The organism is Tychonema sp. LEGE 07196 (genome assembly GCF_963890365.1).
In the GTDB taxonomy this organism is placed as follows: Bacteria; Cyanobacteriota; Cyanobacteriia; order Cyanobacteriales; family Microcoleaceae; genus Microcoleus.
In genome coordinates this window covers 89930-102852 of record NZ_CAWPRX010000047.1, presented here as the reverse complement: position 1 = coordinate 102852, position 12923 = coordinate 89930, and the positions used below count along the sequence as shown (strand labels likewise).

9 protein-coding genes and 1 pseudogene are annotated in these 12923 nt (G+C 45.4%); 2 read left to right on the top strand and 8 right to left on the bottom strand.

The genetic code is table 11. The features are described from left to right. Nucleotides 1–266: 266 nt before the first annotated feature. From rimO to psbZ, 5 genes are all read right to left on the bottom strand, one after another. Complete coding sequence (gene rimO, locus AACV78_RS06460; protein WP_194011164.1) at nucleotides 267–1589, bottom strand: 30S ribosomal protein S12 methylthiotransferase RimO; 1323 nt, start codon at nucleotides 1587–1589, stop codon at nucleotides 267–269. A gap of 322 nt (nucleotides 1590–1911) precedes the next feature. After that, a complete protein-coding gene (locus AACV78_RS06455) occupies nucleotides 1912–2037 on the bottom strand; it encodes a hypothetical protein (RefSeq protein ID WP_255512988.1) in 126 nt (41 codons plus the stop codon). A gap of 101 nt (nucleotides 2038–2138) precedes the next feature. Further along, nucleotides 2139–2774 carry a Uma2 family endonuclease gene (locus AACV78_RS06450; RefSeq protein WP_194011165.1) on the bottom strand — a complete coding sequence of 212 codons (636 nt, stop codon included), beginning with the start codon at nucleotides 2772–2774 and terminating at the stop codon, nucleotides 2139–2141. A gap of 484 nt (nucleotides 2775–3258) precedes the next feature. Continuing rightward, nucleotides 3259–3843 carry a 6,7-dimethyl-8-ribityllumazine synthase gene (gene ribH / locus AACV78_RS06445; protein ID WP_194011166.1) on the bottom strand — a complete coding sequence of 195 codons (585 nt, stop codon included), beginning with the start codon at nucleotides 3841–3843 and terminating at the stop codon, nucleotides 3259–3261. A gap of 242 nt (nucleotides 3844–4085) precedes the next feature. Further along, entirely contained in the window at nucleotides 4086–4277 is a 192-nt protein-coding gene (psbZ, locus tag AACV78_RS06440; RefSeq protein ID WP_194011167.1) for a photosystem II reaction center protein PsbZ, read from the bottom strand. A gap of 559 nt (nucleotides 4278–4836) precedes the next feature. Here psbZ and AACV78_RS06435 point away from each other — a divergent pair. Both AACV78_RS06435 and AACV78_RS06430 read left to right on the top strand, forming a co-directional pair. Beyond that, nucleotides 4837–7719: a CBS domain-containing protein gene (locus AACV78_RS06435; protein WP_194074276.1), complete on the top strand. Its 2883-nt coding sequence runs from the start codon at nucleotides 4837–4839 to the stop codon at nucleotides 7717–7719. 108 nt (nucleotides 7720–7827) lie between these two features. Continuing rightward, nucleotides 7828–8557: pseudogene (locus AACV78_RS06430) on the top strand (IS1 family transposase). Nucleotides 8558–8666: 109 nt separating this feature from the next. Here AACV78_RS06430 and AACV78_RS06425 read toward each other — a convergent pair. The 3 genes from AACV78_RS06425 to AACV78_RS06415 form a co-directional block, all read right to left on the bottom strand. Beyond that, nucleotides 8667–9725 carry a glycosyltransferase gene (locus AACV78_RS06425; protein ID WP_194010019.1) on the bottom strand — a complete coding sequence of 353 codons (1059 nt, stop codon included), beginning with the start codon at nucleotides 9723–9725 and terminating at the stop codon, nucleotides 8667–8669. Between the two features lie 567 nt (nucleotides 9726–10292). Further along, a complete protein-coding gene (locus AACV78_RS06420; RefSeq protein WP_194010018.1) occupies nucleotides 10293–11501 on the bottom strand; it encodes a DegT/DnrJ/EryC1/StrS family aminotransferase in 1209 nt (402 codons plus the stop codon). Between the two features lie 616 nt (nucleotides 11502–12117). After that, nucleotides 12118–12696 carry an alpha/beta hydrolase gene (locus AACV78_RS06415; protein WP_194010017.1) on the bottom strand — a complete coding sequence of 193 codons (579 nt, stop codon included), beginning with the start codon at nucleotides 12694–12696 and terminating at the stop codon, nucleotides 12118–12120. Nucleotides 12697–12923: the final 227 nt, after the last annotated feature.

Here is a 12923-nt window from a genome sequence, read left to right as displayed (position 1 = left end):
CGTTCTGTAGAGATTTCCGCACCCGACGAGATCGGGGTTGGAGCGATTGTCACCAGAGGGGGGTAAAAAATTTTACAGCCCCTTTTCTACATATCTTTGCACAATCTGGCACTAATGGTTACTTTTCTTGGACAATCCGCCAATTATTTTTGACTGGTGTCCGGTTTTTTTCGTCACACCGTCTCCGGCTACTGTTCCAGCTAATCTAGTTCCAGCTTCCAGATTCGTCGGGAAGAGTCAATTCTTCAATTCTTCAATTTTTCAATCTAAAATCTTAAATCGACTTGACCGTAGAGGTCGTAGACATCTGCACTCGCAATTTTCACAGGTACAATCGAACCCAACCGCGCTTCTCCTGTCACATAGACGAGTCCATCTACTTCTGGGGAAAATCTGGCGGATCTACCAATCAACTCGCCTGTCTCTGGCTGTTCTTGTTCTATCAGGACATCAACTACCTGACCGACAGACTCTTGATTCTTTTTCAATGATATAGCTTGTTGTGCCGCCATTACCGAGTTGCGCCGCATTTCCATTATTTCTGCTGGTATTTGCTGGGGCAAGCTGAAGGCTGGGGTTCCTTCTTCTGGCGAAAACACGAAAACTCCGACGTGATCGAATTCGTGGCGCTTGACAAATTCCAGCAAGTGTGCTGCGTGTTCTTCTGTTTCGCCGGGGAAGCCGACAATAAAAGTTGTCCGCATCACGGCGTTGGGAATTTCTGCTTTGAGCCGATCGACTATAGCATCATTAATCCCAGCTTGAAAAGGTCTGTTCATCGCCCGCAGAATTTCCGGGTGCGAGTGTTGCAGGGGTAAATCCAAATAGGGTAGAACGTTCGGCGTTTCGCGGATTGCCGCGACAACTTGCTGAGTCAAACCTGTAGGATAGGCGTAGTGCATCCGAATCCAGGGTACATCTACTTGGCCCAAAGCGCGCAGCAGTTCGGCCAGCTTCGGTTCGCCGTAGATATCTTTGCCGTAATTGGTGGTAATTTGAGAAATTAAGATAATTTCTTTGACACCTTCGGATGCTAATTGCTTAGCTTCGGCGACAATAGATTCGATCGTGCGCGATCGTTGATTTCCGCGCAAGTGCGGGATAATGCAAAATGCACAGCGGTAGTCACAGCCTTCTGCTATTCGCAGGTAGGCGACACCTTCCGATGTCGTGCGGTAGCGGGGAGTTGTTTCGTCAGCGATGTAAGTAGGTTCGCTAGAGACGAGGGAAACTCGATCGCCCTTTTCCACCTGCTGCATCACGCCGACTATTTTATGATAGTCGCCAGTGCCGACTATGGCGACGGCTTCCGGCAATTCGTCCAGCAATTCCTGCTGAAAATGCTGTGCCATGCAGCCCGTGATGACTACTTTTTTATTAGCTTCTGCCAATTCGACCAAAGTGCGGACTGACTCTTCTCTCGCGGCTTGGATAAAACTGCAAGTATTGACTACAACATAATCGGCTAATTCTTCATTAGAATCGACTTGATAGCCCGCTTGAGCCAGCAAGCCAATCATGTGTTCGGTATCGATGCGATTTTTTTCGCAGCCGAGGTGAGTAAATGCGATCGTTGGCTTCGTTGCCATGAAGTAATATTTAGTGTTGCGCTATTTTTAAGAACATTTTATAATATCACACAATTTCAAAAAATGCAAGGTTGCGTGGATCTGAACCGGGAATTCATATCAAATCCGGTAACACCGGAATGATGAGGAGGCGGCAGTGCCGTGTCCCTACAATGTTATCTTCGGTAGGGACACGGCAATGCCGTCTCCTAATTTCATGGAAATACTGTCAACTGTCAACTAAAGTGATATCCCAGACCGATCGTTCTTCAAGTTCTTCTTGCCAAGCTTCAGAGTTATTGCGTAGAGAAAGATAAGCTTGGTTTGCTGCTTCTAAAAACTGTTATCTTCGGTATTGTTCGATTGCTTCTTCGAGAACTACTTGGATTGATTTTCCAGAGGTTGCAGAGATTTCTACGAGGATTGTATAAAATGTATTGGCGATCGTAACTGTAGAAGTTTGATTCATGTTAGTTTTTTTTACTTACCCCAACGTTACCCAACTATTATAGTCCGTATTGAATACGACTTTATTTGATATCCTTTTGATACCCGATCGCCCCAGTCCTTCTAAGTCGGCTCAGTTGCAGGCAGACCGGCTCGAAAAATCTGCTCGACAGTCAACCTCAACTCTGGGAATGCCAGCGACTCAACTGTGTCATTTCCCCGAAACTGGCTGATTTGATATTCCCCGTCAACTAACTGGTAAACCGAGATAGTAGGTTGTTTCGGATTGCCAATGAAGCGTCTGCCACCCAAAGCAGCATAATCCACAACCCAATATTCTGGGATACCCAGTCTTTCATAATCAGCTACTTTAACCAGGTAATCATCTTGCCAGTTCGTGCTGACGACCTCTACAGCCAGTCGCACCGAAGACCCCATCGTGATGATAGATTCTTTTTTCCAGCGTGGCTCGTTTGCAAGTGCGGTTCGGTCTAGGACTATTACATCTGCTTGGTAGCCTGATGCGTTACGGACGAGTTTGAGCAGGCAGCCACCTGGAATGAAGTAAGGCAATTGCAGTCGCCTGATTTCAAAATTGATCTCACCGGAGATAAAACCCGTAACTTCCGAATGGTCGTCGGTTCCTAAAGGCATTTCAACAATTACTCCGCTGTGTAGTTCGTACTTGTGGACAGAGTTCTCTGGATACCAAGCAACAAACTCATCAAACGTAATTGTTTTGGATATGGTTTGGATCATGTTGCGGTTTCCTCTGTCTGGCGATTAGTATGCGGAAAGCTCAAATATTACACAATTTCTTGTACTACTTTAGCAGAAAGACTTGACATAGGAAGTGAGGTTTGCTATGAGATTATATCCACAATCTCAAAATAGCGATCGCACCGATCGACCGAATCAGAAATCATACCAATTTCATAAAGTAGCGCTAGATATTACCCCCCCTTGGTAAGGGGGGGGCTAAGATTTCATCCATACCACATCTTTAGAAAAATGGTATCAGTATCTAGGCGATGAAATAATTGTTAGTGTTGTGCTATTTTCAAGAACGTTTTTTCGTACCACACAGGGCGATTTTTTGCCAGGTGTCGGTTTTATTGTCTGGAGAAACCCGGTTTCTGTAGATTTCTCGTAACTCGCGATTAAACTCCAAGAAACCGGGTTTCTGCCTTAATTTCTCGTAACTCGCGACAAAACTCCAAGAAACCCGGTTTCTGCGGCGAAACTACACCGTTTGATTCGAGGATACATCAGGGGCGATCGCCCGATTAGCCTCACCCGAAATCACTGAAGCAGACGCAGCAGCCAATTGGCCGTAAGAATTTCCGCCCAAACCATTAACTTGACGCATCAAACTGCCCATTTCCAGAGCACTCATCCCATAATTCCAGCCCAAATTGCTCTTAATTCCCGCCCTTTCCAAAGCTTGCTGCATCGTGTCTGTCGTCACCACCCCAAAAATCACCGGCACACCTGTTTGAAAAGCAGCCGCAGCAATTCCCTTAGAAACCTCACCAGCTACAAAATCGAAATGCGGAGTTTGGCCGCGAATCACCGCACCCAGACAGATTACCGCATCGTAGCGACGAGAAAGAGCAGCTTGGCGGGCCACCAAAGGAATTTCAAAACATCCCGGAACCCAATAAAAATCTACTTGATCCCCATGAGGATCAATATCAACCCCGTGGCGCTTCAAACAATCTTGACATCCTTCCAAAAGTTTGCCGACAACCAAATCGTTAAAACGACCGATGACAATAGCAAAGCGCAAAGATTCTGTTTGAGTAAAAGTTCCCTCGAAAACTGTCATATTTTTAGATTTTAGATACTTCGGCTTCGTTGTACAAGTTTTAGATTTTAGATTTTTCTCGACCAGAAGGCAAAAGTTATACAACAGAAACATCTCATCGGAATTTCAACTTCAAAAACACATATAATCCAGCGTTCAGTAATCGTTTTAGCTTTTCCCGAACGCCGGATACCTTCAAAATTCTGATAAATGCCTTCTATCTTATACCTTTTACCTTCTTGTTTCGATCGCCTCGGACGATATTAAACCACCAAAAAGTTCAAAACGCCCACTGCAATAACCAGCAAAAACCACAGACCAGAACCTGCATAAATCAGAGTTTTAGACTGACTCCAGTTTTGGGGAGTGGCATAGGCTACGGGTACGCCAATTACCATCACAAAAGATAGCAGTACCAAAGCCAGTAAAACCAATTGAAACAGAATTGATAACATTTTTTCTCCTGTCGATATAGCCGTGCGTTGTTGACAAATAGTTTCCCATAATCTGGATAAACATTCCAGATTATAGTTTCTGATTCCGCCCAAAACGGGTATCGTACCCCGACACTTTTGAGTGGATATCTCAAGATTTTAGATAAAAATTTAAGCTCGCAGATTTATCCGTGGAGTAAATCTAAAATCTAAAATCTAAAATCTAAAATCGAATGACAGTATCCTGATGGTCGATCGAGAAATTGTCGGTTGAGTCAGCGACTCTTGAGATTGTGACCAATTTTATCATTGTTCGCTACTCCACAGAAAACTGGAAAGGTTAAGTTACAGTCCTAGGCTGTGTCAACAACTAAGCCAAACCCGCAGTCGGAGAGGGACTGAAGTCCCTGTCTCAAAGCTGAAGTCCTCGGTCGAGGACTTTCGCTATAAGAGGGGGACTTCAATTCTTGGCGGCTTTTCGGGCTAAGCTGAAACCAAGAGTGAAAGCCCGATCGCCCGATCGCGTATCAGAGCGCGAGAAATTGCTACTGTGGGAGTGAGAGAAGGGGGATTTTCGGCTATGGACTTAGTTTTGTGCCACACAACGGCAGATTTTGACAGCTTGGGCGCGGCGGTGGGACTTTGCGTGCTGCACCCAGGTACCAGAATTGTGCTGACGGGCGGGTGTCACCCCACAGTGCGGGATTTTTTGGCGCTACACCGCGACGAGTATCCGCTGATCGAACGCCGATCGGTCAATCCGTCACAAATTCGATCGATTAGTATAGTAGACTCCTCCCAGCGCGATCGTTTGGGAAAAGCTGCCGAATGGCTAGACTTGCCACATATCAAGCAAATAGCCGTTTTCGACCACCACCTGCAAGCCGATTTAGACATACCCGCCACACTCACCCAGATAGAATCAGTCGGAGCAACCACTACATTAATTGTCGAACAACTGCGGGAAAAGCTCAATAATTCAACAGAAAACGGGGACACAGCATCCCGCCTGCTACCTTCAGAAGCCACAGTCATGGCCCTGGGTATCCACGTCGATACTGGTTCCCTCACCTTTGAGGGCGCAACGGCGCGAGATGCAATGGCTTTGGCGTGGTTGATGGAACAGGGAGCGAGTTTGGGGGTCATCGCTGAGTATGTAGAACCCGGTTTGTCTCCTCAATTGCAGGATTTGCTGCAAGAATCGCTCAAGAATTTGCGATCGGAAACCTTGCACGGTTATACAGTAGCTTGGGTGCTGCTATCTACTGACAACTATGTTCCCGGACTTTCTTCCCTCGCTTCCCGCTTGCTCGATTTGACTGAAACCGATGCTCTACTTTTAGGCAATGTTTATAACTTTAGCGAAAACGACAGCAACCGCAACATCGCTGAACCGACAGTTTCCAACCGCTTAGCTATTATCGGTCGATCGCGCATTTCCAGCACAAACCTCAGCGAACTGTTCAAACCTTTCGGCGGCGGAGGCCACGCCAGCGCCGCATCCCTCGCCACCCGCGATGTTGACCCCATGCTGATTTTGAATCAGTTAGCTGATGAATTAAAAGCTCAAATTCCCCACCCTCCCACCGCCCGCGAGTTAATGTCCTCTCCAGTGCGGAGCATTCGCCCGGAAACCTCCGTGGGAGAAGCTCACCGCATCCTCCTACGTTACGGGCATTCTGGGCTGCCTGTGGTCGATGCGGGCGATCGGCTGACGGGCATTATTTCCCGCCGCGACATTGACATTGCCCTGCACCACGGTTTCAGCCACGCCCCGGCTAAGGGTTACATGACTCCGCAGCTAAAAACCATCGCCCCTGATACCTTGCTGCCAGAAATTGAAGCTTTAATGGTGACATACGATATCGGGCGTTTGCCAGTATTGGAAAACGGCGAACTCCTGGGAATTGTGACTCGCACCGACGTATTGCGGGAATTGCACCAACAAAAAACGCGAGACAGGGGAAATAATATTGAATTATCCTATTGTCCCTTGCCCGAATCTGTTGAACAGTTGTTGCGATCGGGCATTAGTCCAGAATTATGGCAGTTATTGTCGATCGCAGCCAATATTGCCAGAGAGCGCGGGTGGCAACTTTATATTGTCGGCGGAGCAGTGCGGGATTTACTCTTAGCAACGGACGATAAAGTGGCGCTAACAGACATTGATTTGGTAGTCGATGGAAACCGCAGCGCCCACGATTCCGGTGCCGGTGTCGAGTTAGCTTCATCGCTACAAAAACTATACCCAGATTCGCGTTTGGACGTTCACGGTGATTTTAAAACCGCCGCGCTTTTGTGGCACAAAGACTCTGTTTTCGGCTCCCTGTGGCTGGATATCGCTACGGCTCGTACTGAATTTTATCCTTATCCGGCTGCAAATCCTGAAGTTGAAGCTAGTTCGATCCGTCAAGATTTGTACCGCAGGGATTTTACAATTAATGCGCTGGCTGTGCGGTTGGGAGAGCCTCGCAGTGGCGAATTGTTAGATTTTTTTGGCGGTTTAGTAGACTTGAAAGCGCGCCAAATTCGAGTTTTGCACGCTAACAGTTTTATTGAAGATCCGACGCGAATTTATCGGGCTGTAAGGTTTGCGGTGCGGTTGGGATTTGCGATCGAGCCGCAAACTGAAGAATACATCCGCCACGCTACCGAAAGCGGGATTTATTACCGCATTCAAGGGGAAAGCGGCCGAACTCCGGCTTTGGAAACTCGCCTCAAAAGTGAATTGAGGTACATTTTGCAAGCTCCTTACTGGAAGCTTGCTCTGCAAATGTTGGGAGATTTGCAGGCTTTGCGCTGTATTCATCCTACTTTGGAGTTGGATCGAAATTTGTGGCGGCGGCTGCGTTTGCTCGATCGATGTTTGAATGGAAGGAAGAAGGAAGAGGGAAGAAGGAAGAAGGAAGAGGGAAGAAGGAAGAGGGAAGAAGGAAGAGGGAAGAAGGAAGAAGAGGGAAGAGACAATTCCCCATTCCCCATTCCCCATTCCCCATTCCCCATTATCAATATTCCTGATTGGCTGATGCGGCTCGAAGTGTCGATCGCTTATTTAGCACCAGAATATCGGGGTAAAGTAGCTGCAAATCTTCTGTTACCTGCAGACAGTATCAAGCGGCTACAAAATTTGGAAGTGGCAAATCAGGAATTAGCAGAAAATTTGCCGAAGTGCAAGTTACCTAGTCAATTGGTGCTGCTGCTGAGGAATTATGAGTTGCCGGTGTTAATTGCGATCGCCCTCCAAAGTCCCCGCAGTATCCGCCGTCAGATTTTGGAATATCTCACCAAATGGGCGAATGTCGAGCCGCCTTTAAACGGTAACGACTTGAAGGCTTTGGGTTACAAGCCCGGGCCAGCATTTAAACGGATGTTAGATGACTTGTTGGCGGCTTTGTTGGATGGCCATTTGGGCGATCGGGCTAGTGCGATCGTTTTTTTAGCACAACATTATCCTCAAACTTAGGAGGCGTTGCTGAGTTATATCAAATCCTCTCTTCATCAAAATAGTAAATTCACTGTTGACTGTTGACTGTTAACAGCTAACATCATGAGGAGTGCAACCGAAATTGATATTAGAGTATGGAATAGGAGGAATGATTTATGCAACGCCAGCGAATGTAAATCAACTCATATCCGTAAAAATGGCAAGAAAAAAGGAAAACAGAACCACATTTGTGTCCAATGTTGTCGTCAATTCATTAATGAGTATGCCCAGCTATGTCAAGCGCTAACCCATCAAACGTGATTGCCTAAAAATGTACGTTAATGGCATAGGTTTACGGGCGATAGAACGACTTAAGAAAGTTCATAATACCGGGCGTAATAAATTGGGGAAAACAAATCGGGAAACTGTTACCAGATGTTTATGACCCGGAAGTAATTCCAGAAGTTGGTGAACTCGATGAATTACAAACTTATGCAAAAAACAGACAAAATCTGGCTTTGGACAGCGGTTGACCACTTTAGTCCAGGAATTTTAGGATTGGTATTAGGGGATCGTAGCGCTAAGGCATTTGCACCATTAGGGGACAAAGTAAGTGCATGGAAATGCTATTTTTATGTAACTGATGGATGGTCTGTATATCCCATGTTTATTTCTGATGGAGATTAGATTGTTAGCAAGACTTATCTTACACTCCTTAGAAGGGTAAAATACAAGACTAAGACATTATTTAGCTAAGCTACATCCCCAGACTCTTTGTTATTCTAAATGTTGGCAAATTCTCAAGCATTCTATTAAGTTATTAATACATTACTTGAAATTTGACGATATTCCCATGACCGGGGCATTCATACCTTAATTCAGCAACGCCAAAAAGCTAGGTGAGTGCCACTTTCAAATTCGGAGTAATTGCAGGGGACAGCATTTCTGTTACATCAGATTTATCTAAAGGGAACCCAGGTAAAGGGTTATTTAATTTTCATTTTTTGCAGAATTTGCTCTTTGCGCCTAGCAGCAACTTGGGGCCAAGTCAAATCCAAAGCTCGCTTGCGGGCGGAGGCTCCCATCTGAGCGCGCAAATCAGGAGAATTAGATAATTTTCGCAGTCCCTCCACCCAGGCATCCGTATCGTAGGGATCGAGAATTATGCCGTCAATACCATCACGCACCACACCGCCTCCTCCCCTCGGCGAAGTAAGAATCGGCAAACCATGACCCATTGCTTCATAGATGACGAGTGCGCTACCTTCCTCAAGACTGGGAAAGGCAAAAAAGTCAGCTTTGCGATAGGCAAAACTGTAGTCAAAAGCATGATCAAATTGAACGACATCAGGACGTTTCAGCCAATGACTGCAAGTTTGAGCGATCGCAGGCTCCATCGCTCCAAAAATTGTCAGCGTTCCCTTAATCCCAGCTAGCTCCCAAGCCTTCAACAGCAAATGAACCCCTTTGCGGACGCAGGCAAAACCTAGGAAAAGGACGTTAACTTCATCCTGCGGCGGTTTTTGAGATTGATAATTGGGGAAACGATCGGGCCACCAACCTTCTGTCGTTACAAGTAGTTTCTCTTCAGGAACCCCGACTTCTTGAAACGATTTTGCTACTATCGGACTAGGACAAAACAGAAAATCAATTAGGTTGAGTTTTTCCTTTTCATCCTGAATATTTTCTGGAGTAATGCTGTGTTGAGGTTCCAATCCCAAGCGAGAGTAAGCATCATCAAGGATTATCTTAGCTTCGCCTTGATAACTATTAACTCGCTCCAAAACAATTGGCTTGCTCTGCTTGTTAACCTTCTTTACAAAATCTAATGATATACCAGGCCACAAGTATGCCAGATCAAAATCTTTGAAATCTTTGAGAAAACGCTTCTCTGTCTTGATTATGGGAAGACTAGGGCTGCGGTAATATAGTTTTCTCAGAAATGACGGAATTGCTTCCACTACATTGGGGCCGCGACATTCGCGATCGCAACTCGGGACAACCATGCGAGCCTTCAATTCAGGGCCTTGCCATTCTTTACACACTGAAAAAAATACGTCGCTGATTCCTCGGTTTCGAGAATGTATTGGGAATAAAGCACTCAATTTTAACATATTAATCAGCAATATTACTCAACGAATCAGGATAATGAAGTATAGCTCTTCTCACATAAGCTATTTTACATTTAAATTGGATGTTCGGAACGGTTTCGCGTACCCATCATACAATATTTTGATTGATTTTAGATGCACAATTTAAATGTATAACAGCTTAGATTCGCAAATGACTGTAAATAGAGTTATTAGACGCTGCCCTATTGCTATATAACAACTCTCAAGATGGATTAAACCCAACAAACTACCTCATTTTTAACTCAAAAGCCAATAGGTCAACCCATTAAAGCTAAAAAGCTATCTCCCTCCCAGATACCCGACGTTTTTAACTACCGCCGGGTTCTGGGTATTCTGTTTTTTCGGTAGGTTTACAGACCAATTAGGAATTACAAAGAAAGCTAATCATGTAAATGCAGCCTGATTTGAGAGCGGGAGTCAAAAGTCAGGACTAGGATGTTTAATTCTTAAGGAGAGAATCAATCATCCTATCTGAGGACTTTAGGCGGCAGTTGCTAAAACAGGATTTTTAGCTTTGCCTAGGGCTAAACATTTCTTAACACCAGCAATTACATCTTCCACATCTGCATCTGTTAATTTAGCTGAAATCGGCAAGCTAACTGTATGCCGCCCAATGTAGCTAGCATTTGGATAGTCTGCAGTCTGCCATCCAAACATTTTTTGATAGACAGGATGTTCCGGCATACTCATGTAATGTACGCCGACACCAATATTTTCAGCATTAATAGCGTTGAGAAACTCGTCGCGGCTGATTCCTGTTTTCGCTTCATCTACCAGAATTGTGTACAGGTGATAAGCGTGAATGGTATCCGGTTCTGGGTTCGCCGGTACAGTAATCGGCAAATCCGCAAATGCTTCATTGTAGCGCTGCCAAATCTGCTCCCGCCGCTGCCAATAAGGGGTGACTCGTTTTAATTGATGAATGCCGATCGCAGCTTGCAGATCCATCATGTTGTATTTAAAGCCGACTTCCACCACTTCGTAGTGCTTGTAACCCGAGTCGCTGAAACGCTTCCAAGCATCTTTGCTCATACCGTGCAGCGCTAAAATGTTGAGCCTGTCAGAGTCTGCTTGAGCGCGAGCCAGAATCATTCCTCCTTCGCCAGTCGTGATGTTTTTGGTGACATAAAAGCTGAAACATCCGAAGTCGCCAAAGGTGCCTGCTTTCCGTCCCTTGTACTGTGTTTCGATCGCGTGAGCGCAGTCTTCAATCAACTTCAAATTGTGACGGCTAGCAATGGAACAAAGCGCATCCATATCGCAGGGACGACCGGCGAAGTGAACTGGTAAAATCGCCTTAGTTTTAGGAGTTATTTTAGCTTCGACTTGAGCCGGGTCAATATTCATTGTCACCGGATCTACATCCGCCAGTACCGGTGTTGCTCCGGCGTGAATAATCGCATTAACTGTAGCGCAAAAAGTCATTGGAGTAGTAATGACTTCATCCCCTGGTTTCAAGCCAGCAGCGAGGACGCTCAAGTGCAATCCCGCCGTACAGGAATTAACCGCAACCGCGTACTGGGAACCCTTGTAAGCATTGAATTCATCTTGAAAAAGCCTGACTTTCGGGCCGGTACCCAACCAACCTGTTTTCATGGTTGCCACCACTTCTTGAATTTCAGCATCTTCGATCGCCGGAGCGCCGAACACCAAGAAACGGTCTTTTGGACGAATAGGATCGTTTTTCATGTTGCTATTTTTAGCCAGTATATAGAGTCGATGGAATGAAAGTGTACTACCCTGAAATTACGATTTTATTTGGATGTGAGGTGCTGTTAATTAATCCAGTCTCTCACCCTTTCCGTTTTTAACTTTTTTTTGTCAAAAGTTTTGGGGAATGCGTTGCGTAATGTTATCTGTGATAGCACTAGCTTACTAATGACTGGTCATTTTTTTTGCAAGCGCCTAACTCTGACAGCATTTCCATATCTTAAAACACATAATCTGTAATGTCCAGCAGATCGTATTTCTATTTATGGAAGATACAGAAGCTCTCAGCCGCATTTTTTGCTCAAAACACCCCAAAAAGAAACATCATTGTCAACTTTTTATTAACTGTATAACATCTATCCAGGGATAGATTTAAGAGAAAAATTATACCATGTGAGATTGCCTGCTTTTCGATATGAGATTTGGGACTAACTGATTCCCGTTGGGTTGGGAGCTTGTATAGCGCTGCATTCTTGTTTTAGACTGGTGTTAAAATCAGGAAATTTTGCAAAAATAAAATGTGAGTCTGGTGTAATTTATGCAGGTTCCGAAAAATTGTACGATCGCACAAATCAACGATCCTTGACACAATCCCCTACAACCTAGGCAGACGAATCTTGTTCAAAATGTTTTGCAGCCGTTCCGAAACGCCGCCCAATTGTTCTGACAAAGCCACCAGTTTGCCGTAAGCTTCAACTAAACGATCGCCCTCAACATAAACTTCAGCAGCCGGATAATTCCTCATCGCTTCCAGCAGCGTAATCTCGTTATCATTAGTTGCAGACAGCACCAGAGCCGATCTCAAAGCTTCTCGATTTGCATTCCCAGAAGGAGTCCGAATTACCTGACCCACTTCATCGAGAATAATTTCCCCAACCTGACTGTTAAGCGTCCCATCCAAAAACCTTTGATTGACTTTAACCGGTCTCGTAAGATTTCTGCGAATCGCTTCCGGGTCTTGTTTTGCCTGGGACAACAGCATTTCTAACCCGGGCGACATTTTCCCAGTTCCTGCAAAAACTTCTAATTCGCTGACTGGTAAAGTCATTCGGATCGCACTGTATTTGAGCACTACCTTTTCGGCCGCCGCCGCCGCCGCACTGCTGTAAAATACAATTCCCGCACCGGCAGCTAAAAATAGCGTCCACCGCACTTTGCAAAATGACCTGCTCATAGTAAAATCTCCCAACAACTTTTTCTAATTAGACTTTGACACAGATCTGATTAGATTTTAGATTTTAGATTTTAGATTTGGGGATTGGGGATTGGGGATGACTGACGATAAGCAGGATTTGCAGCTTTCCTGCTGTGGCATTATTTTTTGGGAACTGTGCTTGGCCGCGCGCGCCCCCTACTGCCCCAAATGCCAAACGCCAGCTCTTCTATCAATGAAGGCTGGCG